The following is a 25,253-nucleotide window of genomic DNA, read 5'->3' on the forward strand; positions in this document are numbered from 1 at the left end:
ATTAGATAAATAATATCATTATTATTCATTGGACTGATTAATCATCGAGGCGCAGAATTCATTCCATGGTGTTAACGCACTGCTTACCAATTCACTATAGAGGAGCAAACCATGGCACGTCCAGAAATTAAGACCATTCAAAATCTCGAGTCTGCATTTGCAGGTGAATCCATGGCTCACATTAAATATCGTTATTTCGCGAAATTGGCACGCGCTGCTGGCGATATCGCAACTGCTGAAATTTTCGAAGCAACAGCTGACCAAGAAATTATGCACGCATTTGGGCACTTAGATTTACTCTACCCAGCCAGTATCACTACCCCAACTCGCGCCTTAGAAATCGCGATTAAAGGAGAGACTTATGAGTACACAGAAATGTACCCAACATTCCGTAAGACAGCGGCTGAAGAAGGTAATGCAGCTGCCGTAGCGGAGATTGATGAGCAGATTGCCGAATCCAAAGAACATGCCGAGCAATTTCAGGCGACGTTATCTAAAGCGGCTAAGCGCTTTGCTGCTCTAGCCAATGTTGAAGAGCGTCATGCAAATCACTATAAGAGGGCATTGGAAAAAGCAACAGAATTTGCCGCTAAATAAGCGTCAGCAGAATTAAAACAAAATTGAATTTAAACTCATTGATCATCTATTAAGGAAATATTATGAAATCTTGGCAATGTATCGTTTGCGGCTTTATCTACGATGAAGCAAAAGGCCTTCCAGAGGACGGCATCGCTCCAGGCACCGCTTGGGCAGATATTCCAGAGGATTGGGAGTGCCCTGACTGTGGCGTAGCAAAATCAGATTTTGAAATGGTGCAAGTTGCTTAATTAAGCAACCGTTAGTCAGCCTGTAGAAATTACTTATTAAATGCTTTATTAGGGAGCCCAGCCTTGGATCAACATCAACACCCATCTCAATCACCTATCGTCATCATTGGTAGTGGGTTGGCTGGATATACCGTTATACGAGAAATTCGTAAGCTGGATAAAACCATTCCAATTACTCTGGTAACCCGCGAGCCTGGCTATTCCTACTCTAAGCCCATGCTGTCTACCGCCCTGGCAAGCAATAAAACCGCAGAGCAATTAGCCTCTTCGAATGCGGAGAGCATGGCCACTCAACTAGAGATCACTACTCTTAGTGAAACAGATGTACTGTCTATCGATACCAACAGCAAAACCATTGAAACCTCGAAAGGTAAATTGACTTACGAGAAATTGGTTCTAAGTTTGGGCGCAGATCAAATTCGCCTACCCTTAAATGGCAATGCGGCCGATGAAGTCATTACCGTCAATGATCTAGAGGACTATGCGAAGTTTCGCCAATTGATTGCTGGAAAAAAGAAGGTTGCTATCCTGGGAGCCGGCTTAATTGGATGTGAGTTTGCGAACGATCTCGCATTGAGCTCTTATGAGGTGGATGTGATTGACTTAGCACCCCAAGCCTTGGGGCGCTTACTTCCTGAGGCAGCTGCACAGGCCCTACAACAGAAGCTCAGCGAAGCTGGAATCCGCTTTCACTTTGGCACTACGGTTCAATCAATAGACCGCAATGGTGAACTCCTACAAATTACCCTTGCAAATGGAGCGGTCGTCACAAGTGAAGTTTTTCTCTCGGCTGTAGGTTTGAAACCTCGCTTGGATTTAGCAAAAGCCGCTGGAATTTCTACAGGCGCCGGCATCATTGTCAACCGACACCTAGAAACCAGTGCTCGCGATATTTTTGCGATTGGCGACTGCGCTGAAATTGAGGGACTAGTATTGCCTTACGTTATGCCTATCATGCAAGCGGCTAGAGTGTTGGCACCAAACTTACTTGGTCAGACAAGCACTCTCACCTACCCCGCAATGCCAGTGATGGTGAAAACTCCCGCACTTCCAACAATCGTTTCACCTCCAGCACAGGGTGCTACAGGCGAGTGGAAGATGAATGTGACTGATGATGGAGTTGAGGCTCGCTTTGAAGCTCCGGATGGAAGGCTGCTTGGCTTCGCCCTGCTGGGAAGCGCTACCGCACAACGCGGTGCTCTGACCAAGGAATTGCCACCAATCCTTCAGTAGGACTTTTAGTCAATAAAAAAGGCCCGCGTTTTGCGGGCCTTTTCTTTAATGACGCTCTACTGGATTATGAGACGATCACAAACCAAGTAGTGTTGTGTGACTGAGCAACCATCAAGAACAACATCGGAATAGACAGCATTGTGTTCAAGCGTGAAGTCAACATCGCGATACGCGCTGATTTTGCTTTTACGTCAGCTTCAACAGCAACAATGCCTAAAGCACGTTTTTGGTTTGGCCAAATGATGAACCAAACGTTGAAAGCCATTACTAAAGCAATCCACATACCTAGACCGATAGCGCGGAAAGGAGCTTGCAAAGTAAATGCTTGGTGTGCGTAGCCATTCAATACAGAAAGAATTAAGCCGCTTACCACCGTGAACAAAGCTGCCCAACGGAACCAAAACAAAGCCGCTGGAGCAATTACTTTACCAACCGCTGGCTTTTGCTCGTCAGGAATCTTTGGCATGGAAGGAATTTGCACGAAATTGAAATACCAAAGCAATCCAATCCACATTACGCCAACCATCACGTGGATCCAGCGAAACAAGAATGGCAATTCAACGGAAGCAAAGTTACCGCCCAAGGCGAAAACAATTAAAACTAAGAGCACGAAACCAGCTAAAACTGTGCGCCCCAATGAAGTCAAAATGGATGACATAAAAACCTTCCTAATATCAATCAATAATCAGATACTTAATTATGCAAAATTCTGAGCAGCAAAATCCCAGTTCACTAAATTCCAGAAATTCTCCAAATACTTAGGACGTGCATTACGAGTATCAATGTAATAAGCATGCTCCCAAACATCACATGTCATCAATGGCTTCGCATCTGTTGTTAGCGGAGTTGCAGCATTGCTGGTAGATACCAAATCCAAACTTCCGTCGGTCTTTTTCACCAACCAAGCCCAACCTGAACCAAAAGTTCCTACAGCACACTTTGTGAACTCTTCTTTGAATTTATCAAAAGAGCCCCACTTTGCATTGATTGCATCAGCCAAAGGACCAGCTGGAGTGCCACCGCCATTTGGCTTCATACTATTCCAATAGAATGTATGGTTCCAAACTTGAGCTGCATTGTTGAAGATGCCACCAGATGATTTTTTAACAATATCTTCTAGTGGGGCATTTTCGAATTCGCCGCCTTTAATGAGATTGTTTAAATTAGTAACGTAAGTCTGATGGTGCTTACCATAGTGAAACTCAAGAGTTTCTTTTGAAATAAACGGCGCAAGCGCATCCAGAGCGTAAGGTAGCTGGGGTAATGTGTGTTCCATATTTATTCCTTAAAAAAAATTGCATTAATCATGAGGCCCATAAGCCGATTGACATCAACTATAGACGATTCTGTGAATTTCGTTTTTTGCCATGAAAATCTGGATTTCCGGCAGAAAAGAAGTGCTTCGCCTTTATTGCGCAGTCCAGCCACCGTCCATATTCCAAGCGACCCCGCGAACCTCAGAGGCGTCTGGACCACATAGGAAAACTGCCAAGGCAGCTAATTGCTCTGGCGCAACAAACTCTCCAGAGGGCTGCTTCTCAGAAACCAAGGCGTTTTTTGCCGCCTCATTGGATATCCCATCCCGTTCAGCACGAGCATCTACCTGCTTCTGGACTAGCGGCGTCAGAACCCAGCCTGGGCAAATCGCATTGCAAGTAATTCCTGTTTTTGCATTCTCGAGCGCGGTCACTTTGGTTAAACCAACAATGCCGTGCTTAGCAGCAACATAGGCTGATTTTTGAGTGGAGCCCACTAAGCCATGTACAGAGGCGATATTAATAATGCGGCCCCAGTTACGTTTTTTCATCCCGGGAAGCGCGTGATGAGAGGTGTAAAAAGCGGAACTGAGATTAATCGCAATAATCGATTCCCATTTATCCGCTGGAAAGTCCTCAACATTTGAGGTGTATTGAATCCCGGCGTTGTTCACCAAGATGTCTAAAGAGCCGAAGCGTTTTTCAGTTTGCTTAATCAGATCCTCAATCTCAGCGGGCTTGCTCATGTCAGCACCGTGATAGTCAACATCCACTCCACATGCCTTAATAGCTGCTACTGCTGCATCTTTCTCGCCAAATCCATTGACCATGACGTTGGCGCCCTGCTTTGCCAATGCAATTGCCATCGCCAAACCAATGCCGCTTGTAGAACCGGTGACTAGAGCTGTTTTACCTTTTAATTGGGACATATTCCTATTCGCTATATCAAGTTAAGCCCCAGGCCTCCTACTCAAAGATAGGGGGCCTGGTTAAAACTTGATGTTACAGGATGGCAATTAGCCAGGGATATCGGGAATGCACTAATGCAGACCTAAACCCTACCCAAAGCCTTAAGAATCTTCTCGCAAGTGATTGGCTGATCAAAAACCGAGGCATTTAGTGGTGCTAACGCATCGTTAATAGCATTTTGTACCGCCCCCGGTGCGCCAGCTGTACCCGCCTCTCCAGCACCTTTAGCCCCCAACTTAGATGACTGGGTTGGAGTTTCGACGTGTGCAACTTCAATATCAGGCATTTCATTGGCCATTGGTACCAAATAATCAGCCATGCTGCCATTCCGCAATAAGCCGCTATCGTCATAGAGGCACTCTTCAAAGAGTACGCCTCCAATACCTTGAACAATTGCACCTCGCACTTGTTCGTCCACCAACATTGGATTGAGTACGCGACCACAGTCTTCGACTGCCCAATGCTTTAAGAGTTTGACAAATCCAGTATCAGGATCTACCTCAACATAAGATGCCTGAACCCCATTAGTAAAGATAAATGGATATTCTTTTTGCGTGTAGTGGCGAGTAACCATTAAATCCGCAGAGAATCCAGCCGGCAATGTATCAGTGCGGAAATATCCAATTCGACCAATTTCACTGAAAGGCAAAAGCTGCTCGCCAGTGGCTTTGTCCAAAATATGACCACGACGAACTACCAACTCTTCTGGAGGTCTAGTTAATATGGCTCCAGCAAGTTTCAAAATGTTTTCTTGCAAAGCCTGGCACGCAAGTAATACCGCTTCACCACCAACACCGGCACCACGAGAGGCCCATGTACCACCGCCATACGGAGTGACGTCGGTGTCGCCAGTAATAATGCGCACATCTTTGATAGATATGCCAACGGCATCAGCGGCAATTTGAGCGTAAATACCTTCGGTGCCCTGACCCTGCTCACCAACACCAATCAATATGGAGACAACTCCACTAGGGTCTAGCCTAGCGGAAGCGCCATCCTGAGATGCGATACGCGCGCCACCCACTCCATAGAATGCTGGACTTGGATTGGTTAACTCAATCAAGGTTGCAAAACCAATACCGCGATAGATACCCTTTTTACGCAATTCGGCCTGTTCCTTACGTAAGGCGGGATAATCCATCATCTTTTCGATGGTGCGCAAACATTGCTCGTGCGACAACACCTCTAGCTTGATTCCAGAAATTCCAGAACATGGATAGGCATCATCAGGAATCACATTACGCTTACGGAACTCCAAAGGATCCATCTTGAGTTTTTGTGCAGCTAAATCTACTAAACCTTCTGTAACAGCACAAGCAATGGGATGGCCCACGCCACGATATTGGCAGGTTGGGGTTTTATTCTGAAACACCACATTTAACTTGGCTCGGTAGTTCTGATGCTTGTAGGGGCCACCTACTAAGTTAACCACTTGATTGCCCTCAATCGCGCTAGTTCTTGGGAACATAGAGTAAGGGCCAATTGCAGTGAGATCATCAATCTCAAATGCCAAAATATCGCCCTGATTATTGGCAGCGATACGCCCCTTGATACGATGCTCGCGAGCATGAATATCGCTGGTGAATGACTCCAATCGATCAGCCACAAACCTTACTGGACGCTCCAGCATCATTGATAAACCAACGGTCGCGAAATCATCTGGATAGGCGTGAACCTTAATGCCAAATGATCCACCAACATCTTTACAAATCACATGCACATCGGATTCGGATAAGCCGAACTGACGACAATACAAATCCTGCATCATATGCGGGGCTTGCTGAGAGTGATACACAGTCAGGCGGCGATCACCTGGGTTGTAATCAGCGATCTGGCAACGCGGTTCCAAGGTAACCCCGGTATGACGACCAAATCCAAAAGTAGCCTCGCAAACCACATCTGCTGAAGCAAACACGTCGTCAACCTGACCAACATCCAAGCTACGAGTAAAGCAAAGGTTATCGCCTAAATCGGGATGAATGACAGGGGTATCGGGGCTCAGCGCTTCTTCCATTGAAACAACCGCTGGCAACTCCTCCCACTCAACGTCGATTAACTGCAATGCATCCTCGGCTTGCGCGCGGGTCTCAGCCACCACCGCGACAACAGGCTCACCTTGCCAGCATGCGCGTTCAATTGCCAGGGAATGTTGGGGGGCGGATTTCATACCCGCCAAATGGCCAAGCGTTGCGACCCATGGCTTACAAATTTCAGCCATTTTTACGCCGTCTACCACCGCCAGCACTCCTGGCATCTTGCTCGCTTGCTCGGTATGAATTTTTCCAATTTTCATGTGAGCAACTGGCGAACGCCAATACACCACATGCCCCATTCTCGGTAGCTGAATATCGTCGACATAGGTGCCCTGACCTTCAAGCAAACGACGCGCTTTGTGACGAGGCTCGCTATTACCGATATAACGCTGATCATTGGTAACCGGGTCCAGTACCAATCCTTTTAAATCTGCTGGCTTATTCATAATTAGTTTCCCCAGTCTCGTTAAGCGTGAGCCACAACGGGTTTAATTTTTTCACCCTTGGCTCGGGCCTCTAGAACATCAACGATTGCATCAACAATAGAGTGATACCCCGTGCAACGACAATAGTTACCAGAAATCCATTCACGCACCTCTTCACGAGAGGCATGAGGCCGCTGCTCAACCAATTCAGCAGCGGCAAGCAGCATCCCTGAGGAGCAGAAGCCACATTGCATCGCATTACGTCGCATGAAGGACTCCTGTAGATCAGCGAGCGTACCGTTTTTTGTGAGCCCCTCAATCGTCTCTACTTCACAGCCATCGGCCTGAACCGCCAAATACAAACAGCCACGAATAATTTGCCCGTCAACTTTGACAGTGCACGCACCACAAGCACCCTGCTCACAACCCAAATGCGGGCCCTTCAGATGCAAATCTTCACGCAAAAAGTCCACCAAATGACGGCGCGGTTCAATCTCGGCATTAACGGTTAATCCGTTTACGGTCATGGTAATTTTTTTCTTTAAGCTCATTTCAATCTCCGAACTTGATTTATCTTTTTTATTCAGCAAGCAAATGCTTGAGACCGCGCTCTAATAAAACACCGATCAAATGCTCTTTGGTTTCTGCGCTATTGGTGATGTCAGCCATCGCCTCAATCTCATCTCTTGCAGCAGCAACTGCGCTCGCAATCAGCTCGCCAGTGAGCGGCCTTCCATTAACCAAAGCTTGGGCTTTTTTTGCCATAACCGGAGTAGCGCCCACAGAGAAGAATGTAAAAGCGCATTCACTAAGTACATTGCCCTGCTTCTCGGCCACCAAGGCGGCACCAGCAATCGCATAATCCCCGTGCCGACGAGCCAATTCATGAAAATAAAAGACTTGATTGCTAGTGGCAATTGGAATCTCTGTAGCAACCAAAATTTCATCGGGCTCTAAAGAGGTGGTGTATAGATCAACAAAAAAATCTTGTGCAGAAATGCGGCGCTCACCCGCAGGACCCGCAATCAACATCGTGGCGTTGAGTGCAAGACTGCAAGCAGGCCATTCGGCAGCTGGATCTCCGTAAGCTAGAGAGCCGCCCCAGGTTCCTAAATTTCGTATAGCCCTGTGAGCAATGTGCGGCACAGCAACCTTGAGCAAGGGAGCATGCTTGGCAATGAGTTCGGAATCCTCAATTTCAGTATGGGTAACCAAGGCACCAATGCGCAATTGATTCCCCGTAAGAGAGATACCCTTCAACTCGTCTATATTGGTGATATCAATCAGTACACTAGGCTCAGAAAGACGTAGATTTAGGGTTGCCAACAAGGTTTGGCCGCCAGCGATTAAACGTGCGTCCTCACCCGCTTCAGACAATAAGCCTATTGCTTCAGATAGGGCCTTTGGTTTTGCGTAATCAAATGCCGCAGCTTTCATGATGTCTCCTCCACTACTATTTTTTTATTTGTATAGCCAACCTTATTAGTCAGTCTCGGCGCCTGAGTCCAAAGACACAACTTCGCCACCTAATTCTTTCGCAAAACGCTGAAAAAAATCATCTGCAATCTTTTTGGCCGAAGCACTAATCATTCGTCCGCCAATTTGACCGAGCTTGCCACCAATAGACGCCTCGGTAGTGTAAGAAATTAAAGTGCCGCCTTCGACAGACTTCAATTCGACCCGAGAGCGCCCTTTTGCAAAGCCAGCGGCACCTCCAGACCCCTCGAAGGCCATTGAGCACGATTGATCGGGAATGACATCGCTCAGAAAGAGCTTTCCAGCAAAACGCGCCCTCACAGGGCCAATTTTGAACATTACTTTGGCGTGAATCTCCTCCGGGGAAATTCGACTAATCTCTTCACAGCCCGGAATTGACTTAGCCAGGACATCAATATCGTTCAATCCCTTCCATACTTCAGGGATTGGTGTGGCAATTAGTTGCTCGCCATTCAGTTCCATTTCGTCTCCTTGGGGTTTATACGAATAGAGTCTTATCTACCAATTGTTCAACAATGTACCATTATTTAACTTTTGGTCAATAACGCCAAATTCGGATAAACCCTGACGACGATGAGTTTCACCCAAGACAACGGATTACGGAATGGAGCTACTGCACTAGCAGGTGAAACTTCATTGCCCGCACGTCGCAGAATGAGCGCCGTTGAACGCAAACGTCAGATACTGGAGAGGGCTATTCAGTTCTTTGCCAAGCACGGCATCGAGGCTCAATTACGCAATCTTGCCAAAGGACTTGGCGTTACCCACACCCTTCTCTACCACTATTACCCAACAAAAGATGCGCTCATTAAAGCAGTTTATGAAGAAGTTTTTGAATCCCGCTGGAAGCCGGAATGGGAAACGTTGTTGGATGACAAACGATTATCCCCAGAAGAAAAACTCAATGCTTTTTACATTGACTACTCAAATACTGTTCTCACGTATGACTTTGTGCGAATCCTGATATTTTCAGGCTTAAGCGACCATTCCATTAGCGATCGCTTCTTTGAATTATTGCGCTCTCGCTTGTTGCCGCGCCTTATTCGAGAAACGCGTAAATACTGTGGCAGAGACTCTCGCAGTAAACCGAGTCAACGTGAATTAGAGCTCTTGATGGGCCTTCACGGCGGAATCTTTTACATTGGGATGCGTCGCTGGATTTACGGACAGGCCATTTACGATTCTGGCAACCCCAATACGGAGCAAGAAATTATTCAAGATCGAATACGCTCATATTTGATGTCGGCTAAATCTTTATTTTCAACAGGTAAAAAATAACATGACGAACTTAAGCCTCAATCACTTCTCTATTCGTAGCCTGGAAATAGAAAAAACAACGCAATTTTATGCTGATGTTTTGGGCTTCACCGTGGGGCCACGACCCGAATTTCCTTTCCCCGGAGTGTGGATGTACAACGGTGATGAGAGCGACTGGGCCAATGCGGTTCTTCATTTAATTGCTATCGATAAAAACGATCCAAATGGTTTAAAGCAATATCTTGGTGATCGCGATCCCAGTTCTCTATATGGGTCAGGCGCAGTGGACCATATTGCTTTCTTCGCCAAAGGTTTGGAAGCCAAACTTGCACACCTAAAGAAGCTAGGCATCACCTGTCGAGAGCGTAGCGTACCCGTATTAAAGCTACACCAACTTTTTCTCGACGATCCAAACGGCATCGTCATTGAATTAAATTACCCTGCAGCGGAAAAAGCCGTACTTGATGCTAAAGGCGCCTAAGTAGTCATGGCAAAGATATTGGTTATTGGCGGATCACTTGGTGGATTATTTGCCGCCAATATTCTGCTGCGCCAAGGACATGATGTCACTCTGCTAGAAAAAGCAGTTGGCTCACTAGATGGTAGGGGTGCAGGCATTGTGACGCATGATGCCCTAGCCGACGCCCTCCGCGAGGCAGGCATTACCGTTGATGAGACTCTTGGCGTTTCGGTAACGAAGCGCGTTACCTTAGGCGCGGATGGAGCCAGTCTTGGTGAAATGCCTCTCAATCAAGTTCTAACCTCCTGGAGCAGACTCTACCACTTGCTCAAAGAAAACTTTCCAAAAGAGCGCTATCTACAAGGTAAGAATGTAAAGAGCGTCACTCAAGATGCCAATACCGTATCTGTTACCTGTGAGGATGGAAGCAATTACCAAGCAGAGCTACTCATTGCCTCAGATGGCATTCGTTCGGCCGTGCGCGCTCACGTAGCACCGGAAATCCAACCAGAATATGCTGGATACATAGCATGGCGCGGTGTTTGCGATGAAAGCCATCTTTCCAAATATACCCTTGATACTCTCTTTAATTATTTTGGCTTTTGCCTGCCCAATGGCGAGCAAATGTTGGGTTATCCTGTCGCCGGCAGCGGTAATGACACGCGACCAGGACATCGCCGCTATAACTTCGTGTGGTATCGACCAGCCTCCGAGGAGGATGAACTAGTCAAACTCCTAACCGATGCTGATGGCCAGTATTACCCCACTGGAATTCCACCGCTGAAGGTTTCCTGGAAACATATTGCAGAAATGCGTAAGGCTGCCCGTGAAATTCTTGCGCCTCAATATGCTGAGATATTAGAAAAAACTGGATTGCCGTTTTTACAGGCGATTTATGACGTACGCTCAGAGCAAATTGTTTTTGGAAGAATTGCGCTAATGGGTGACGCTGCTTTTGTTGGTCGCCCACATGTAGGTATGGGTGTTACCAAAGCTGGGGATGAAGCAATGGTCATTGCCAAACACATCGCGGCCTTAGGCCCCACCCCTGCAGCATTAGAGGCATATGGCAAAGAACGTCTTGCACTTGGCCAACAGGTCGTCGCTAGAGCGCAATATCTTGGACGCTACATGCAGGCCCAAGGCAGTAAAGGCGAAAGAGACAGCAATAGCCTGAAAAGAAATGCCGATACGGTTATGGCGGAAACCGCTATTGATATCAGCACGCTACTTGCAGAAGGTAAAGCAGTTCCAGATTCAGTGCATTGACTTGGTATTGAGCTTTAAAGGTTTGTTTTGTATTCAGTTAAGATTTATGAAATAAAAAAGTATTGTTATTAATCAACTGTTTTAAATGGAGGAGACAACCATGAAACAAAAAGTAACGAATCAAACAAGAAGAAAAATGCTCATTGGCGGCGCTGCTGCTGCGAGCACTCCGCTCTGGATGAATATCGCCAGCGCACAATCCGACACAATCAAAATTGGCTTCCCAACACCACTCACCGGCCCCTTCTCAGCAGAAGCTCAGGACCAAGTTAAAGCGGCTGAATTAGCCATTAAGGAATTTAATGATGCAGGCGGATTTAACGGGCGTAAAGCCGAACTCTTGGTGCGTGATGACAAGTTAAATCCCGGAGAGGCTGCAACTCGCACACTTGAATTGATCGAAAAAGATAAGGTGAATTTTGTTGTTGGCTCACTTTCTGCAGCCACACAACTCTCCATCAATGCCGTCTGCAAAGAGCGTAAAGTACTTTTTAATTCCATCAGTCAATCGGATGCAATTAATGAGGCGAAGGATTGGAGTGTTTATACATTCCATGAAGCACTTAACCCAACCATGACTGCTGGGGCTGTTGCTCGCTACTCCATTCCTCGCTTTGGTAAAAAGATTGTCTTCCTGACCGCTGACTACGCTTACGGACACGAAATGGTTCGCGCTTTTGAACGCGCCGGCAAAGAAATGGGTGCAACCACCTTAGCTGACATTCGCCATCCATTAGGCGCATCAGATTACTCAGCATTCTTGCCACGGATTAAGGCGCTTAACCCAGATATTTTGGTCCTCTGCAACTTCGGTCGTGACTTGGTCAATGCCGCTAAACAATGCACAGACTTTGGACTTAAATCCAGCATGAAGATCGTGACTCCCGTCCTACTGTATACCTCACGTCTAGCAGGTGGCCCCGAAGCATTTGAAGGAATTATTGGCGGCACTTCATATTACTGGGGTCTTGAGGATCGCATTCCAACTGCCAAAGCATTCAATGATGCTTTCCGCAAGATGTACAACGGCTCAGTGCCATCAGATTACGGCGCACTTGGCTATGCTGGCGTCAAGAGCGTTCTCGCATCTATTAAGGCGGCCAAATCCACGGAAACCATGAAAGTGGTTACCGCAATGGAGAATCTCAAGTATGACTGGTACAAAGGTCCTGAGTACTACCGCAAGTGCGACCACCAAGCAGTTCAAACAGTCATCATCGTTGAGTCTAAATCTAAGAATATGAAAGATAAGTATGACGTCTTTAATATTCTGACAATTGAACCTACTACCGAGAAAAATATGCGTAGTTGCGCAGAACTAGGCCACAAGGCTTAATCCTGAAATTTCAGGGTAGATCATCTGATTTACCCTGAACCCCTCCCCTGATGCCTTGTGCACAAGGGGAGTTTTTCTGAGTACATATATGACTGGTCTTACATTTGAACTTTTATGCATGCAGTTGCTAACGGGCATCGCCCTGGGCAGCATCTATGCACTTCTTGCTTTGGGCTTATGCCTCATTTTTGGCATGCTCAATGTAGTGAACTTCGCGCATGGCGCCTTTTTTATGGTTGGCGCATTTATGGGCGTCTACTTCTTAGGCCTTACTGGGAATTTCTGGTTCAGCTTAATTCTGACGCCAATTGTCACCGGTGGCCTTGGCCTACTTACAGAGCGGTTTTTAGTGCGTCCCCTCTATGGACGAGGCATCGACTATCCATTGCTACTTACCTTTGGCCTTTCTTATGTATTGATCGAAGCCATGCGTGTCGCCTTTGGTATTGAAGGCCTTCCATCCGTCACGCCAGATAGCCTAAAAGGCAGCTTGGATGTAGGCATTGGATTCTTCCCCAAATACCGTCTATTTTTAATCGCAGCAACTGCGATGATCATTTTGGCCGTATGGTTCTTTATTCAGAAAACAAAGTATGGCCTCATCATCAAGGCCGGCGCCGCCGATCAAGAAATCGTTAAGGTTCTTGGCATTGATATTGCCAAAGTATGGCTCTTGGTATTTGGTCTAGGCTGCGCAATTGCTGGCCTCTCTGGAATTTTGGCCTCACCTACCCGCTCTGTAAATCCTGAAATGGGTATTCCTATTTTGGCTGAGTCATTTGTTGTAACGGTGGTGGGAGGTATGGGGTCTCCGGTTGGCGCCGTAGTAGCAGGACTGTTAGTTGGCGTGGTGTACAGCATGACCTCACTCTTCTTTCCAGACCTTTCTGAGCTTTCTATTTTTGTTCTCATGGCGGTGGTGCTCTTAATTCGCCCACAAGGCTTATTTGGTAAAGCGGGGGCGATGGGCTAATACCCCGTAAATCTATGAATTCATATTTTCAACTTATCGCACGACATCGTGTTCTGGCGAGCAGCCTCTTTTTGATGATTTTTCCATTCATCATGCCGTACGAAGCGCTCGCCATCAATATTCTGATCTTCGGCTTATTTGCCATGGGATTTAACCTCCTATTTGGATATATGGGGCTACTTTCCTTTGGGCATGCCGCCTTCTTAGGAATTGGCAGCTACCTCACGGGTATTGGTATCGTGCATTACTCACTACCCTGGGGAACAGCCATACTGATTGGCGTTATTGGAGCAGCACTCGGCGGCCTGATTATGGGTTTCCTAGCGATTCGTACGCGAGGCATTTACTTCTCAATGGTTACTCTTGCGCTTGGTCAAATTGTTTTCTACGGTTTCTATAAGGCCGAAAGCTTAACCGGCGGAGAAAACGGCTTGCGGGGCGTACGAGTAGATTCATTCAATATCTTTGGCATACCTGTAGATTTTCTAAATCCACTGGCGAAGTACTACATCATTTTATTTTTTGTAGTCATTGCCATTTGGTTGATATCGCGCATTCTCAATTCTCCGCTAGGCGCAGTGATGGAGGCCATTCGGGAAAATGAAAAGCGTGCGGCAGCCTGTGGATTCGACGTCACTCGCACTAAGTTGTTAGTGTTTGTTTTATCAGCAGCAATTTGCGGTTTAGCCGGCTCCCTGCGCGCCCTGCACCTCTCGATTGTTCCAATTGATTCCCTGCACTACTTGCAATCAGGTCAAGCTGTCATGATGAGCATCTTGGGTGGAATGGGAACCTTCTTCGGGCCATTTGTCGGTGCTGCGGTGATGCTCTACCTAGAGGACGTTGTTACCACCTTCACCAAACACTGGATGGCGGTAATTGGTCTGGTATTTATGTTCTTTGTGCTGTTCTTCCCAAAAGGAATTTGGGGAACCATTTTGAGCAAGCTAAACATTGATCAGGATTCAAAATAATGAGCAGCCCAAACCAAACCCCAATATTAGAGGCGCGTAAAGTTAGCAAAAGCTTTGGTAAATTCAAAGCACTACAAAATGTCTCCACTAGCTTTATGCCTGGAACACTAACGGCCATTATTGGCCCTAATGGCGCAGGTAAAAGTACGTTTTTTAATGTATTGAGTGGCGCATTCCCACCTTCCAGCGGGCAAATCCTCTTTAATGGCAAAGATATTACCGGCATGCAGCAGTATGAATTTGCACGCATCGGTATTTCTAAGAGCTTCCAAATCACCAATGTATTTAAGCAGCTCACAGTTCATGAAAATGTTCGCGTTGCTGCTCAAATGGAAACTGCCCGCTATAACTTCTTCCGAAACGCGCAAAGCTATCCAGGCCCAATTGAGTTAGCAGATCAACTTTTGCGTCGCGTCAACCTAGAGCACTTACGCAATAAAAAAACGGGGGACTTGGCTCACGGCCAGCAACGCGCATTAGAAATAGCGATGGCGCTTGCATGCAACCCTAGCCTCCTGCTGCTTGATGAACCGACCGCGGGAATGTCGCCTGAGGAAACCCTAGTAATGATGGAGCTCATTCGAACATTAGCCAGTGAACGAACTGTCATTCTGGTTGAGCACAAGATGAAGCTCATCATGGGTTTATGCAAGCGAATCATCGTCCTTCATCATGGCGAGTTTTTAGCCGAAGGCACTCCTGAAGAAATTCAAAACAATGCTGAGGTACGTCGCGTGTACCTAGGTCAAAGTTAACGAAGGCTTATATATGTTGCGCGTTGAAAATTTAAATGCTTGGTATGACCGAAGCCATGTACTTCAGGGCGTCTCCCTCGAAGTGCAAAAGGGCGAAATAGTTACCTTAATGGGCAGAAATGGGGCTGGGAAGACAACCACTCTTCGCTCTTTAATGGGCCTACTTTCCAAAAGAGAGGGTAAAGCCTCCATTGATGGCCAATCCTTCCTAGATCTAGCTGCGCACGAACGCTTCCATCTTGGCTTAGCCTATGTTCCAGAAGATCGTCGCATTGTTCCTGGGCTTACCGTTAAAGAAAATTTAGAGCTTGGCGTTATCGCCAAGAAAAATCATGGTGATATGAGCGCCATGGTTGATGAAATTGCTGAGATTTTCCCTCGCCTCAAAGAGCGACTTCATCAGGACGGAACATCGATGTCCGGCGGTGAGCAACAAATGCTAGCCATAGCAAGGGCCATGATTGCCAAACCTAAGGTGATTCTCCTAGATGAGCCGTCCGAAGGCATCATGCCTGTGCTAGTAGAGGAAATGTTTGAGCTATTTGCCAAGTTAAAGCAACAAGGCTTAACCATCCTCCTCGTAGAACAAAACGTTCAGCAGGCGCTTAAAATATCTGACAGAGCTTATATTCTCGATCAAGGTGAAATCGTCTTTCACGATACCGCCCAAAATCTATTGAATAACGATGAGATTCAGCAGAAATATTGCGCGGTTTAGAGTTAGCTGCAGTAAGGTTTAGATGAGGTGTAACCAATGCCCTACTTGGTGCCAAACACTATCAGGGATCAAAGTCAGCAGCCATGTCATGGTGATATAGCGTAGAAACTTGCCAATACCCATATAAACCAAACAAGGCAACCAAGGAAGTCTAAGCCACCCCGCTGCCAAGCAAAGAGGATCACCGAATCCTGGTAGCCATGAAAGAAGAAGTATCTTCGCTCCACGATTCTCAAGCCAGCACTGCATTCGGCCATTTGTTGGCCCCTTGAGAGATTCAAAACTATTGCGACTCAACAACCCAAGCCACCAGTCAGTCATTCCGCCTAAAGTATTGCCAATGGTGGCCACAACAATGGCAACCCAATATAAATGAGGGTTAATAGAGATGTAGCCAAAAAGAATTGGCTCGGAGCCCACGGGCAACAAGGTGGCCGAGATAAAGGCGCTAAAAAAGACAGCAGGCAGGCCAATAGACGGCATGCCGAAAAAGTCAAAAAAGTGGCTAAGCATTTGCTCCACTAAATAAGCATCCCAAATTGATTATTAAAAGTAATGCTCATGGGTTCAGTATGCGCCTGACATTCCAACATCCAGGCCGCTTTCATTTTTTGAGTCTTCATATGGCACATATATTTATATAGAACCCCTATTTTCACCTGCTTTATTAGATTCACCTCAATTCTGAATTCTTGCTTAAACTATGGGGATAAACCCGTAAATTAATACACTCCACCCTCTCAATAAATACATGAACCACCCCATTCCCAAGCCAGACCAATATCAAGATATGCGCGAAGCCTTACGCGACCTTTGCGGAAGCTTCGACTCAGCCTACTGGCAAAAAATTGACCATGAGCGCGACTATCCAGAAGCATTCGTAGATGCGATGGCGCAAGCAGGCTGGTTGGCCGCATTAATTCCTGAAGAGTACGGTGGCTCAGGCTTGGGATTGGCTGAAGCCTCCGTCATCATGGAAGAAATCAATTTTTCTGGTGGTAACGCAGGCTCTTGCCACGGTCAGATGTACAACATGGGCACTTTATTGCGCCATGGCTCTGATGCACAAAAAAAACTGTATCTACCAAAGATTGCTACTGGCGAGTTGCGATTACAAACGATGGCAGTTACTGAACCAACCACCGGCACTGACACCACTAAACTCAAAACCACCGCAGTCAAAAAAGGTGACAAGTATGTGGTTAATGGTCAGAAAGTTTGGATCTCTCGCATTCAGCACTCAGACTTGATGATTCTTTTGGCGCGCACTACCCCTCTTGCAGAAGTGACCAAGAAATCAGAAGGCATGTCGATCTTTATTGTTGACCTGAAAGAAGCAATTGGTAAAGGCATGGCGATTCAACCGATTGCCAATATGGTCAATCATGAGACCAATGAAGTGTTCTTTGATAACTTAGAGATTCCCGCTGAGAATCTCATTGGCGAAGAAGGCAAAGGCTTTAAATACATTCTCGATGGCCTTAATGCAGAGCGTACTTTGATCGCTGCCGAGTGTATTGGCGATGCCTACTGGTTTGTGGATAAAGCGCGTCGCTATGCAAATGAGCGTGTCGTATTTGATCGTCCGATTGGCAAGAATCAAGGTATACAGTTCCCGATTGCCGACTCCTTTATTGAGACTGAAGCGGCAAACCTCATGCGCTTTAAGGCTTGCGAACTGTTTGATAACAATCAAGCTTGCGGAGCTGAATCAAACATGGCCAAGTACTTAGCCGCTAAAGCGTCTTGGGAAGCAGCGAACGTCTGTTTGCAAACCCACGGTGGCTTTGGCTTTGCCAATGAATATGATGTTGAGCGCAAGTTCCGCGAGACCCGCCTCTATCAAGTGGCACCAATCTCCACTAACTTGATCTACTCCTACGTTGCTGAGCACATCCTCGGCTTGCCGCGCTCCTTCTAGTAGGATTTGATATGAGTATTCGCCCCTTAGATGGAATTACTGTAGTTTCTTTAGAGCATGCTATTGCAGCGCCATTTTGCACTCGTCAACTAGCTGATCTTGGCGCACGAGTGATTAAAGTAGAGCGTCCTGGAGCGGGTGATTTTGCGCGCGCCTATGATGAACGAGTGAATGGCATGTCTTCACACTTCACCTGGGTAAATCGCTCAAAAGAAAGCTTAACTCTAGACCTGAAGCAAGCATCCGCCCTAACTGCCCTCAAGACGCTACTCAAAACTGCCGACATACTTGTGCAAAATCTAGCCCCAGGAGCAGCTGCACGCATGGGCCTCACCGCAGAACTCCTTCATAAAGAAAATCCAGGACTCATTCTCTGTGATATCTCGGGATATGGAAACAATGGCCCATTTCGCGACAAGAAAGCTTATGACCTACTCATTCAAAGTGAGGCTGGCTTCTTATCGGTTACAGGCACCCCAGAAACGCCTAGCAAAGCAGGAAATTCGATTGCGGATATTGCCGCTGGCATGTATGCCTATACCAATGTGTTAGCTGCCCTTCTACAAAGAAGCAAGACAGGCAAGGGATCGACTATCGATGTATCCATGCTTGAATCTCTGGGTGAATGGATGAGCTATCCACTCTATTACGCATATGATGGAGCTACCCCACCCCCACGCAATGGCGCCTCCCATGCAACGATCTATCCCTATGGCCCATTTAAGGCTGGTGATGGTGGCACGGTAATGCTTGGACTACAAAATGATCGAGAGTGGGTTTTGTTCTGCGAGGTAGTGCTAGAGAACATTGATCTAGCTAAGGATGAGCGCTTTGATAAAAACTTTAAGCGCAACGAAAAACGCACCGAACTACTTGCGATTATTGATGCCTGCTTTAGCAAGCTAACGACAGAGCAAGTCATTGCGAAACTGGATCAAGCTCAAATTGCCAATGCGCGGCTCAATGATATGAATGGGTTATGGAAGCATGATCAACTTAAAGCAAGAGACCGCTGGGTCAAAGTAGGATCCCCTGTAGGACCCATTCCCGCGATGCTCCCGCCGGGAGCAAATGACAGTTATGACTACCGTATGGATGATATCCCTGCAGTAGGTCAACATACCGATGCAATCCTATCCGAGCTTGGACTCGCTACCAGTCAGATAGAGGCAATGCGAGCTCAGGGGGCAATCTAGAGTAGCGGCGAAGAGAGATGAGCAGCGTTTTCTAGTAGAACGCGCCATCGCGGCCTCTTGGCCCAACTCACAGGATTAACCATATCCGATTGAGCGAGGTATGACTCAATCAACTTCTCCAACTTGGCGCAGAATTCTTCGTTATACACAATTAAGCTGATCTCAAAATTGAGTCGTAAACTGCGTTGATCGAAATTCACAGATCCAAAAATAGCAATTCGCTTATCAATTAATAAGCTCTTCGTATGCAAAAGGCCGCCATCAAATTCAGCGATATTGACCCCGGCACTCATTAAGTCCGCGTAGAAGCTACGACTACTCCAAGCTACTAGTTTTGAATCATTTAGCTTGGGCACAATCAAGGTCACCCTAACCCCTCGACCAGCAGCCGCCATTAAGGCTTGAATCAAACCATCGTCAGGACCAAAATACGGCGTTGTAATAGTGAGCTCTTCACGCGCATCCATAATCGCCGAGAGTAATACTTGATACAAAATATCGTCGCGATATACGGGTCCAGAAGAAAACTCCTGAGCCAAAACAGGCCCTTGAACTGATGTGAGGGCCGGAACGACATCATTAAAGTGAGCTATCTTGGGGTTATCAACACTCCAGTCAAAGGAGAAGGTTAATTCAAACTGAGAGGCCACCGGCCCCTCTATTCTCACCATAGCATCTACCCATTCACCAACACCTGAATCCTGCTTAAAGGTGCGGGGATCGACCATATTCATGCTGCCCGTCCAAACGACGGTGTTGTCGATCACAAATATTTTCCGATGCAATCTCAAGTCAGCGCGGCGGAATTGAAAGCGACCAACCTGAATAGGCAAAGCTTCAGTCACCTGAATTCCTGCATCCCTAAAACGCTTTGGCCAAGTAGATTTAAACCAATCCTTGCTACCCAAGGAATCCAAGAGGACTCTACAACTCACACCTCTCTTCGAGGACGCAATCAATGCTTCGCCAACTCTATCGGCATCACCACCTAAAGCCCAAATATAAAACTCCAAATGTAGCGTATGTTTCGCTCCATTAATCTCATCAATAAAGCTCTGCAAGATTTCAAGGGATTTTGTGAATAATTCAATGCTATTACCAGCAATAACGGGCGAGCCATTTTTAGACTCAGCCAATAAGCTCAAAGCCCTACCCTCGACTGGAAGTTGCCGCTTATCCGCCAAGTAACGCTGGCGCATCTCTTCAGTAATTGCCGCATATTCCTTATCCATGCGAATAATTTTTCGGGTCAACTTTCTGCCAACCGGACGCTCGCCAATCAAGATGTACAAGGCAATTCCAACAAGGGGAAATAACACCACAATTAAAAACCAAGCGAATGCCACACCAACTGGCCTTCTGACGGAAATCAGTCGAAACCCAAAAAGAATGACGATGATGATATGAACAATCGGCACCCATATCAATGAAAATCCAAAAACGGAGCCCAGTAGGAAATTCAAGATACTCATAAGATTTCAAGCTCCGCAGCAAGACCTAGATGGTCAGATAATTTCAACCATTCATGCAGAATTTCCGCAGAATGCACTTTTAAACCTCGCACATAAATACGATCCATCGGCAGCACCGGCTTCACACTCGGAAATGTTTTTGCCGGCGCCCCCGTAAGCAGCTCAAAAACCTCATTAAATCCAGCCGCTAGCATCGGCGCACTGATTCGATTACGCCAATCATTAAAGTCGCCGGCAACAATAGTTGGCCCGCCTTGCGCAAGGGTGTCGATGTAACGAATAATCTCATTGAGCTGACGCTCACGCCCTCTTTCAAAAAGGGCAAGATGCACGCAAAAGCAATGAATAGGAACTCCTTCATGCTGAGTGACGCTATGGAGCAAGCCCCGTCGCTCAAATCGATAAGCGGAGATATCGTAATTCTCACCCTTATGAAGCGGCTTCTTAGACAAAATAGCATTGCCATGATGGCCATCGGGATACTCTACATTTTTACCGTAATGCCAGTCATGCCAAAAATCTTCAGATAAGAAATGCGTTAGCTCTGTTAACGGCCATTGTCCAAATCGCCTGATGCGTCCACGATGCTCTTGTTGAAGCTCTTGAAGAAAAAGTAAATCTGGATGATGTGATCGCATTCTTTGACGCAACTCATAAATCGTGGAGCGTCGATGCAGCGGCGACAGGCCCTTATGCACATTCATCGTTATCACACTGAAACGACCCACCCTAGGTTGCGTCATTAAAACTGTCCAGCCGCACGTTGTCTTCTGACTCGAGCCAAATAGATTTCACCTTCAACCAAATCTTGGCACTGCATACATTTATTGCATATAGAGGCCTGCTCCCGCAGTTCGTCAATTGACTCAATCGGGTGACTATCGAGGTATTCCCGAAGATCAACATCAAGAACCTCATTGCAGAGGCAAAGTACTTCAGCCATGGGTCAAAAATAGTGAAATTGGTTTCATTTACTCCATTTTGCCATCCCCTTGCTAGAATCAAGCCCATGTTTACGACCTTTCAGGACGCCCTCAGACTACTTGTGCAATTAGATGCCAGTGTTATTGGCATAGTTCTAGTCTCCCTCCAAGTAAGCCTAATCGCACTGCTTGTAGGCACCATAGCGGGATTACCCATTGGGGCCCTGCTGGCCACAGAGGAATTTCGGGGCAAAAAAACAATTACCGTTGCCCTCAATACCCTCATGGGGGTGCCAACTGTCATTGTTGGGGTAGTGGTTTACCTGCTACTCTCGCGTACAGGGCCTCTAGGAGCATGGGGGTGGCTATTCACCGCTAAGGGCATGATCCTGGCACAAACGCTGCTGACAACGCCTTTAATCGCGGCTCTGAGCCGTCAAATCCTCGAAGATTCCTGGAGAATCCACCGCGACTCCTTTATGACCCTCCGACTTCCGAGAATTTCAGCATTGAAATGGCTTATTTGGGACTGTCGATTTTCCCTAACCATTGCGATTTTGGCGGGTCTAGCTAGAGCGATATCTGAAGTTGGCGCCGTGATGATTGTTGGCGGCAATATCGACCACTCCACCCGAACAATGACAACGGCAATTGCACTAGAAACCAGCAAAGGGGACCTCCCTCTTGCCCTTGCTTTAGGCGTGGTGCTTCTCACAATCGTGCTCTTAGCCAATCTATTCACCTTTGCAGTACGTCAAATTGCTGAGCGCCGCTATGGATAAGGTATTGGATCATTTTGAAAAGTTCATTGAACTCAAGAGTGTCATTGTCAAAAGTGATGGAAGAATCATCCTCAATATTCCTCATGCGCTTATTCCGGTTGATCGTATTTGCGCCTGCATTGGCCCAAATGGGGCTGGCAAGACAACATTATTGAAATTGATTGATGGATTAATTCAGCCTGACTCAGGCACGATTACCCACTCCTACTCACCCGTACGCTCAGCCCTGGTGCTGCATCACACCCCGATGATTAAAGCATCGGCCCGTCTTAATATCGGTATGGTGAGAGATATCGACTCATCCATAACGCCATCAGAGATTGATGCAGTGATGCAACAAGTCGGTCTAAGCCACTTGACCAATAGTCCGGCCCACAAGCTCTCCGCAGGTGAAAGACAAAAGCTCTGCCTGGGTCGCGCCATTTTGCAAAAACCCAACTTAGTTTTGCTAGATGAGCCTACCGCTAATCTCGATCCCCAGACAACGGAACAGGTAGAAGAAATGATTCGCCAATTCAAACAACGCGGATCAGAGGTTCTATTTACATCTCATCAACTTGCCCAAGTACAGAGGCTAGCTGAATACATCGTATTTATTGATCAAGGCGAGATCAAAGAAAAAGGACCCGTAGGTCCCTTTTTCTCCAACCCTCAGACACAAGCAGCTAAGCGCTACCTGCAACAGGAGTTGCTGTCAGCCTGATTACTTGGCGGCTGGTGCCGGCGCTGCGGCAGCAGCTACAGGCGCAACAAATGGTGGCGGCGCAACACAGGCTGCTGGCGCTGGAGTACCAGAAACTCTAAAGCGGTCAGCCACTTTATTTTGCGCCTGGCATAACTGATAAGCACCAACTTTATCGCCATACGCGGTTTTTGCTTTAGCTAAATTAGCCGCTTCTTGCGCTTCAGGACTCAGCGGCGGTAATGCTGCAAAAGCTGTTGCCGTTGCGAATGCGCAGATTGTGAAAGCAATGATTTTTTTCATGGCCTCTTCCTTATTTATTAATCTTGTTGTACCAGAGCTCATGGTGCTCTTTAGCCCAAGTGGCATCAACATAACCACTCTTCATGCCATCGATGGAGCCTTGCATACCAATAGTACCGATATAGATATGACCCATTGCCATGGTTGTCATCAAAATCGCCGCGGAGCTATGAATAATGTTGGCTAACTGCATTGTGCCGCGCAAGTATTGAACATCCATAAATGGCACGATCATGTCGAGCACAAAGCCTGATGCTGAAATAGTCAATCCCAAGAAAACCATACCAAACCAGAACCAGAACTTTTCACCTAAGTTAAAGAATCCTGCTGGCACATGCTTACCACTTAACATTCCACCGAAAGTAAGAAGCCAGTTCAAGTCGCCCTTTTCTGGAATGTTTCTGCTGGCAAATAGCAAGAAGAAAATGACGATACTCAGCGTGAACAATGGCCCTGTGAAATTATGGATATTCTTACAAACCATCAAGAATGAGCCATAAGCCACGCCACCCATTAAAGGCATTGCGAAATACTTGCCGTACAAAATCATAAGACCAGTAAATGCGAGAGCAATAAAGCTAAATGCCATAGTCCAGTGTGTAAAGCGATCGAAACCATTAAAGCGCTTCACCATCTGACCAGACAAAGGCGCATGAAGTTTAATTGGACCCTTCACCGTATACATCGCAACGATGCCAAAGAAGGCAATGGCCAATAACCAAGCACCATAAACAGTAATCACGCCATTGCGGATTAAGCGCCACTCTTGTCCAGCGCGCTGAATCAAAACGCCAGCCTGTTTATCAGGAATGCTGACATAGTTTTGCGGATCGCTGTTTGGTGCAGTGAAGATAGAAGGATTGGCTGGTTGTGACTGAGCCTGAGTGCCCTCTGGAATGCTCTTCAGATTCTTGGGAATATCAATGCCGCTTGGCGTTGGCAAAGGCTCCATTGGAGCGCGTTCAGCCAAACAAACTCCACTCAATAAACTGAGTGATACGCCGAGAGCAAGAACCCAGGAACGACTAACACTGGTGAATGATCGATTCATACAAATATCCTTAAACGTTTTCGTTTTATTTATTGTTGTTTAACTGATCACTTAACGCGTGAATACTCAGACTGATTCTGATTGCGTTTATTAATCGCTTCTGTCCAGCTAGCTTGATTGCCTGGCGTCCAGCCTTTAGTCATAAAGCCGTTATCGGCACCCATGTACGGGGCAACGTCAGGACGCTTAGCAGCCTTCGGAGCAATTTCAGGCGGCTCCGAACAAGCAGCCAACAAAATACCGGCCACCAAACACAAGCCGAGAGTTTTGAAATTCAATTTCATGATTTCGCTCCTGGAATTTTGTCAGCTGGTGTTGGCGCTGGCGCTGGTGAACCTGTTGGACCATAAGCAGTAGACCAACCAAAGATACCGTTTCCGGCAGTTCTACCATTCGCTTCACGAACCGCAACGCGCTTGCCATAGATGCTGGAAATCACTTCGCTATCACCACCAATCAAAGCCTTGGTTGAACACATCTCTGCGCACAAAGGCAACTTACCTTCTGCCAAACGATTGCGACCATATTTCTCAAACTCAGCAACACTACCGTTAGCTTCTGGACCTCCGCTACAGAATGTGCACTTATCCATCTTGCTACGAACGCCAAAGGCACCCTTACTTAGGAACTGAGGGGCACCAAATGGGCAGGCAAATGAACAATAGCCGCAACCGATACAAATATCCTTATCATGCAAGACCACGCCTTCGTCAGTTCGGTAAAAACAATCTACCGGACAAACAGCCATACAAGGCGCATCTGAACAGTGCATACAAGCAACAGATACAGACTTCTCTTGACCAATGATGCCGTCGTTCACGGTAACTACGCGACGACGATTCACACCCCAAGGCACTTCGTTTTCATTCTTACAGGCAGTGACACAACCGTTGCACTCAATGCAACGCTCTGTATCACAAATAAATTTCATTCTTGCCATT

30 protein-coding genes are annotated in these 25,253 nt (G+C 46.8%); 15 read left to right on the forward strand and 15 right to left on the reverse strand.

Features of this window, described 5'->3' with window-relative positions:
* Positions 1–111 precede the first annotated feature (111 nt).
* The 3 genes from FD960_RS06345 to FD960_RS06355 all read left to right on the forward strand — a co-directional run bounded on the left by FD960_RS06345 (position 112) and on the right by FD960_RS06355 (position 2,060).
* Positions 112–597, forward strand: coding sequence for a rubrerythrin family protein (locus tag FD960_RS06345; RefSeq protein WP_215297966.1), 486 nt, complete (start codon positions 112–114; stop codon positions 595–597).
* A gap of 62 nt (positions 598–659) precedes the next feature.
* Positions 660–827, forward strand: a complete 168-nt coding sequence (locus FD960_RS06350) for a rubredoxin (protein WP_215297968.1) — start codon at positions 660–662, stop codon at positions 825–827.
* Positions 828–890: 63 nt separating this feature from the next.
* Positions 891–2,060, forward strand: a complete 1,170-nt coding sequence (locus FD960_RS06355; RefSeq protein ID WP_215297970.1) for an NAD(P)/FAD-dependent oxidoreductase — start codon at positions 891–893, stop codon at positions 2,058–2,060.
* 64 nt (positions 2,061–2,124) lie between these two features.
* On the opposite strand, the gene FD960_RS06360 is transcribed toward FD960_RS06355, so the two are convergent.
* The 7 genes from FD960_RS06360 to FD960_RS06390 all read right to left on the reverse strand — a co-directional run bounded on the left by FD960_RS06360 (position 2,125) and on the right by FD960_RS06390 (position 8,702).
* A complete protein-coding gene (locus FD960_RS06360; RefSeq protein ID WP_215297972.1) occupies positions 2,125–2,718 on the reverse strand; it encodes a urate hydroxylase PuuD in 594 nt (197 codons plus the stop codon).
* Between the two features lie 39 nt (positions 2,719–2,757).
* Positions 2,758–3,336 carry a superoxide dismutase gene (gene sodB, locus FD960_RS06365; RefSeq protein ID WP_215297973.1) on the reverse strand — a complete coding sequence of 193 codons (579 nt, stop codon included), beginning with the start codon at positions 3,334–3,336 and terminating at the stop codon, positions 2,758–2,760.
* Between the two features lie 132 nt (positions 3,337–3,468).
* The gene (locus FD960_RS06370) at positions 3,469–4,245 is read right to left on the reverse strand and encodes a 3-hydroxybutyrate dehydrogenase (RefSeq protein ID WP_215297975.1); all 777 of its coding nucleotides are present in this window, start codon (positions 4,243–4,245) and stop codon (positions 3,469–3,471) included.
* 122 nt (positions 4,246–4,367) lie between these two features.
* Positions 4,368–6,764: a xanthine dehydrogenase family protein molybdopterin-binding subunit gene (locus FD960_RS06375; protein ID WP_215297977.1), complete on the reverse strand. Its 2,397-nt coding sequence runs from the start codon at positions 6,762–6,764 to the stop codon at positions 4,368–4,370.
* 20 nt (positions 6,765–6,784) lie between these two features.
* The gene (locus FD960_RS06380; protein WP_215297979.1) at positions 6,785–7,294 is read right to left on the reverse strand and encodes a (2Fe-2S)-binding protein; all 510 of its coding nucleotides are present in this window, start codon (positions 7,292–7,294) and stop codon (positions 6,785–6,787) included.
* Positions 7,295–7,322: 28 nt separating this feature from the next.
* The gene (locus tag FD960_RS06385) at positions 7,323–8,180 is read right to left on the reverse strand and encodes a xanthine dehydrogenase family protein subunit M (protein ID WP_215297981.1); all 858 of its coding nucleotides are present in this window, start codon (positions 8,178–8,180) and stop codon (positions 7,323–7,325) included.
* A 45-nt stretch (positions 8,181–8,225) separates the two neighbouring features.
* Positions 8,226–8,702 (reverse strand): CoxG family protein, encoded by a 477-nt coding sequence (locus FD960_RS06390; protein WP_215297983.1) that lies wholly within the window; start codon positions 8,700–8,702, stop codon positions 8,226–8,228.
* Positions 8,703–8,813: 111 nt separating this feature from the next.
* Here FD960_RS06390 and FD960_RS06395 point away from each other — a divergent pair, with 111 nt between their 5' ends.
* The 8 genes from FD960_RS06395 (at position 8,814) to FD960_RS06430 (ending at position 15,982) form a co-directional block, all read left to right on the forward strand.
* Positions 8,814–9,518 carry a TetR/AcrR family transcriptional regulator gene (locus FD960_RS06395; RefSeq protein ID WP_215297985.1) on the forward strand — a complete coding sequence of 235 codons (705 nt, stop codon included), beginning with the start codon at positions 8,814–8,816 and terminating at the stop codon, positions 9,516–9,518.
* A gap of 1 nt (position 9,519) precedes the next feature.
* Positions 9,520–9,978, forward strand: coding sequence for a VOC family protein (locus FD960_RS06400; RefSeq protein WP_215297987.1), 459 nt, complete (start codon positions 9,520–9,522; stop codon positions 9,976–9,978).
* A gap of 6 nt (positions 9,979–9,984) precedes the next feature.
* On the forward strand, positions 9,985–11,226 hold the full coding sequence (locus FD960_RS06405) for an FAD binding domain-containing protein (RefSeq protein ID WP_215297989.1): 1,242 nt from the start codon (positions 9,985–9,987) through the stop codon (positions 11,224–11,226).
* A gap of 100 nt (positions 11,227–11,326) precedes the next feature.
* Complete coding sequence (locus tag FD960_RS06410; protein WP_251369757.1) at positions 11,327–12,562, forward strand: ABC transporter substrate-binding protein; 1,236 nt, start codon at positions 11,327–11,329, stop codon at positions 12,560–12,562.
* Between the two features lie 88 nt (positions 12,563–12,650).
* Positions 12,651–13,535: a branched-chain amino acid ABC transporter permease gene (locus tag FD960_RS06415; RefSeq protein ID WP_215297991.1), complete on the forward strand. Its 885-nt coding sequence runs from the start codon at positions 12,651–12,653 to the stop codon at positions 13,533–13,535.
* Between the two features lie 14 nt (positions 13,536–13,549).
* Complete coding sequence (locus FD960_RS06420; RefSeq protein WP_215297993.1) at positions 13,550–14,509, forward strand: branched-chain amino acid ABC transporter permease; 960 nt, start codon at positions 13,550–13,552, stop codon at positions 14,507–14,509.
* The gene (locus tag FD960_RS06425) at positions 14,509–15,264 is read left to right on the forward strand and encodes an ABC transporter ATP-binding protein (RefSeq protein ID WP_215297995.1); all 756 of its coding nucleotides are present in this window, start codon (positions 14,509–14,511) and stop codon (positions 15,262–15,264) included. Before FD960_RS06420 ends, FD960_RS06425 begins: the two co-directional genes overlap by 1 nt.
* A gap of 13 nt (positions 15,265–15,277) precedes the next feature.
* Entirely contained in the window at positions 15,278–15,982 is a 705-nt protein-coding gene (locus FD960_RS06430) for an ABC transporter ATP-binding protein (protein ID WP_215297997.1), read from the forward strand.
* A gap of 18 nt (positions 15,983–16,000) precedes the next feature.
* On the opposite strand, the gene FD960_RS06435 is transcribed toward FD960_RS06430, so the two are convergent.
* Positions 16,001–16,504: a YqaA family protein gene (locus FD960_RS06435; RefSeq protein WP_371817418.1), complete on the reverse strand. Its 504-nt coding sequence runs from the start codon at positions 16,502–16,504 to the stop codon at positions 16,001–16,003.
* Between the two features lie 229 nt (positions 16,505–16,733).
* Here FD960_RS06435 and FD960_RS06440 point away from each other — a divergent pair, with 229 nt between their 5' ends.
* Both FD960_RS06440 and FD960_RS06445 read left to right on the forward strand, forming a co-directional pair.
* Positions 16,734–17,903: an acyl-CoA dehydrogenase family protein gene (locus FD960_RS06440; protein ID WP_215298000.1), complete on the forward strand. Its 1,170-nt coding sequence runs from the start codon at positions 16,734–16,736 to the stop codon at positions 17,901–17,903.
* Positions 17,904–17,914: 11 nt separating this feature from the next.
* Positions 17,915–19,099 carry a CaiB/BaiF CoA-transferase family protein gene (locus FD960_RS06445; RefSeq protein ID WP_215298003.1) on the forward strand — a complete coding sequence of 395 codons (1,185 nt, stop codon included), beginning with the start codon at positions 17,915–17,917 and terminating at the stop codon, positions 19,097–19,099.
* Here FD960_RS06445 and cls read toward each other — a convergent pair.
* Genes cls through FD960_RS06460 form a run of 3 tightly spaced genes read right to left on the reverse strand, consistent with a single transcriptional unit; the run spans position 19,096 to position 21,514 of the window.
* Positions 19,096–20,571: a cardiolipin synthase gene (cls, locus tag FD960_RS06450; protein WP_215298005.1), complete on the reverse strand. Its 1,476-nt coding sequence runs from the start codon at positions 20,569–20,571 to the stop codon at positions 19,096–19,098. The genes FD960_RS06445 and cls overlap by 4 nt on opposite strands.
* Positions 20,568–21,314: an endonuclease/exonuclease/phosphatase family protein gene (locus FD960_RS06455; RefSeq protein ID WP_215298007.1), complete on the reverse strand. Its 747-nt coding sequence runs from the start codon at positions 21,312–21,314 to the stop codon at positions 20,568–20,570. The genes cls and FD960_RS06455 overlap by 4 nt, the downstream gene beginning before the upstream one ends.
* A complete protein-coding gene (locus tag FD960_RS06460; protein ID WP_215298009.1) occupies positions 21,314–21,514 on the reverse strand; it encodes a hypothetical protein in 201 nt (66 codons plus the stop codon). Before FD960_RS06460 ends, FD960_RS06455 begins: the two co-directional genes overlap by 1 nt.
* A gap of 66 nt (positions 21,515–21,580) precedes the next feature.
* Here FD960_RS06460 and FD960_RS06465 point away from each other — a divergent pair, with 66 nt between their 5' ends.
* Both FD960_RS06465 and FD960_RS06470 read left to right on the forward strand, forming a co-directional pair.
* Complete coding sequence (locus FD960_RS06465; RefSeq protein ID WP_215298011.1) at positions 21,581–22,276, forward strand: ABC transporter permease; 696 nt, start codon at positions 21,581–21,583, stop codon at positions 22,274–22,276.
* A complete protein-coding gene (locus FD960_RS06470; protein WP_215298013.1) occupies positions 22,269–22,979 on the forward strand; it encodes an ATP-binding cassette domain-containing protein in 711 nt (236 codons plus the stop codon). Before FD960_RS06465 ends, FD960_RS06470 begins: the two co-directional genes overlap by 8 nt.
* Here the strand turns inward: FD960_RS06470 and FD960_RS06475 are convergent, their stop codons facing one another.
* The 4 genes from FD960_RS06475 to fdh3B are packed head-to-tail and all read right to left on the reverse strand — an operon-like array spanning position 22,980 to position 25,252.
* A complete protein-coding gene (locus FD960_RS06475) occupies positions 22,980–23,261 on the reverse strand; it encodes a hypothetical protein (RefSeq protein ID WP_215298015.1) in 282 nt (93 codons plus the stop codon). It lies immediately after the preceding gene.
* Positions 23,262–23,271: 10 nt separating this feature from the next.
* Positions 23,272–24,312: a formate dehydrogenase subunit gamma gene (locus FD960_RS06480; protein ID WP_215298017.1), complete on the reverse strand. Its 1,041-nt coding sequence runs from the start codon at positions 24,310–24,312 to the stop codon at positions 23,272–23,274.
* 47 nt (positions 24,313–24,359) lie between these two features.
* A complete protein-coding gene (locus FD960_RS06485) occupies positions 24,360–24,596 on the reverse strand; it encodes a hypothetical protein (RefSeq protein ID WP_215298019.1) in 237 nt (78 codons plus the stop codon).
* The gene (fdh3B, locus tag FD960_RS06490) at positions 24,593–25,252 is read right to left on the reverse strand and encodes a formate dehydrogenase FDH3 subunit beta (protein ID WP_215298021.1); all 660 of its coding nucleotides are present in this window, start codon (positions 25,250–25,252) and stop codon (positions 24,593–24,595) included. The genes FD960_RS06485 and fdh3B overlap by 4 nt, the downstream gene beginning before the upstream one ends.
* Position 25,253: the final 1 nt, after the last annotated feature.

Origin of the sequence: Polynucleobacter sp. AP-Nino-20-G2 (assembly GCF_018688235.1) — a bacterium.
Taxonomy (GTDB): domain Bacteria; phylum Pseudomonadota; class Gammaproteobacteria; order Burkholderiales; family Burkholderiaceae; genus Polynucleobacter.

Coding starts and splice junctions, on each gene's coding strand:
- FD960_RS06345 (WP_215297966.1), top strand. CDS start 112: ATGGCACGTCCAGAAATTAAGACCATTCAAAATCTCGAGTCTGCATTT.
- FD960_RS06350 (WP_215297968.1), top strand. CDS start 660: ATGAAATCTTGGCAATGTATCGTTTGCGGCTTTATCTACGATGAAGCA.
- FD960_RS06360 (WP_215297972.1), bottom strand. CDS start 2,718: ATGTCATCCATTTTGACTTCATTGGGGCGCACAGTTTTAGCTGGTTTC.
- sodB (WP_215297973.1), bottom strand. CDS start 3,336: ATGGAACACACATTACCCCAGCTACCTTACGCTCTGGATGCGCTTGCG.
- FD960_RS06370 (WP_215297975.1), bottom strand. CDS start 4,245: ATGTCCCAATTAAAAGGTAAAACAGCTCTAGTCACCGGTTCTACAAGC.
- FD960_RS06375 (WP_215297977.1), bottom strand. CDS start 6,764: ATGAATAAGCCAGCAGATTTAAAAGGATTGGTACTGGACCCGGTTACC.
- FD960_RS06380 (WP_215297979.1), bottom strand. CDS start 7,294: ATGAGCTTAAAGAAAAAAATTACCATGACCGTAAACGGATTAACCGTT.
- FD960_RS06385 (WP_215297981.1), bottom strand. CDS start 8,180: ATGAAAGCTGCGGCATTTGATTACGCAAAACCAAAGGCCCTATCTGAA.
- FD960_RS06390 (WP_215297983.1), bottom strand. CDS start 8,702: ATGGAACTGAATGGCGAGCAACTAATTGCCACACCAATCCCTGAAGTA.
- FD960_RS06395 (WP_215297985.1), top strand. CDS start 8,814: ATGAGTTTCACCCAAGACAACGGATTACGGAATGGAGCTACTGCACTA.
- FD960_RS06400 (WP_215297987.1), top strand. CDS start 9,520: ATGACGAACTTAAGCCTCAATCACTTCTCTATTCGTAGCCTGGAAATA.
- FD960_RS06405 (WP_215297989.1), top strand. CDS start 9,985: ATGGCAAAGATATTGGTTATTGGCGGATCACTTGGTGGATTATTTGCC.
- FD960_RS06410 (WP_251369757.1), top strand. CDS start 11,327: ATGAAACAAAAAGTAACGAATCAAACAAGAAGAAAAATGCTCATTGGC.
- FD960_RS06415 (WP_215297991.1), top strand. CDS start 12,651: ATGACTGGTCTTACATTTGAACTTTTATGCATGCAGTTGCTAACGGGC.
- FD960_RS06420 (WP_215297993.1), top strand. CDS start 13,550: ATGAATTCATATTTTCAACTTATCGCACGACATCGTGTTCTGGCGAGC.
- FD960_RS06425 (WP_215297995.1), top strand. CDS start 14,509: ATGAGCAGCCCAAACCAAACCCCAATATTAGAGGCGCGTAAAGTTAGC.
- FD960_RS06430 (WP_215297997.1), top strand. CDS start 15,278: ATGTTGCGCGTTGAAAATTTAAATGCTTGGTATGACCGAAGCCATGTA.
- FD960_RS06440 (WP_215298000.1), top strand. CDS start 16,734: ATGAACCACCCCATTCCCAAGCCAGACCAATATCAAGATATGCGCGAA.
- FD960_RS06445 (WP_215298003.1), top strand. CDS start 17,915: ATGAGTATTCGCCCCTTAGATGGAATTACTGTAGTTTCTTTAGAGCAT.
- cls (WP_215298005.1), bottom strand. CDS start 20,571: ATGAGTATCTTGAATTTCCTACTGGGCTCCGTTTTTGGATTTTCATTG.
- FD960_RS06455 (WP_215298007.1), bottom strand. CDS start 21,314: ATGACGCAACCTAGGGTGGGTCGTTTCAGTGTGATAACGATGAATGTG.
- FD960_RS06460 (WP_215298009.1), bottom strand. CDS start 21,514: ATGGCTGAAGTACTTTGCCTCTGCAATGAGGTTCTTGATGTTGATCTT.
- FD960_RS06465 (WP_215298011.1), top strand. CDS start 21,581: ATGTTTACGACCTTTCAGGACGCCCTCAGACTACTTGTGCAATTAGAT.
- FD960_RS06470 (WP_215298013.1), top strand. CDS start 22,269: ATGGATAAGGTATTGGATCATTTTGAAAAGTTCATTGAACTCAAGAGT.
- FD960_RS06475 (WP_215298015.1), bottom strand. CDS start 23,261: ATGAAAAAAATCATTGCTTTCACAATCTGCGCATTCGCAACGGCAACA.
- FD960_RS06480 (WP_215298017.1), bottom strand. CDS start 24,312: ATGAATCGATCATTCACCAGTGTTAGTCGTTCCTGGGTTCTTGCTCTC.
- FD960_RS06485 (WP_215298019.1), bottom strand. CDS start 24,596: ATGAAATTGAATTTCAAAACTCTCGGCTTGTGTTTGGTGGCCGGTATT.
- fdh3B (WP_215298021.1), bottom strand. CDS start 25,252: ATGGCAAGAATGAAATTTATTTGTGATACAGAGCGTTGCATTGAGTGC.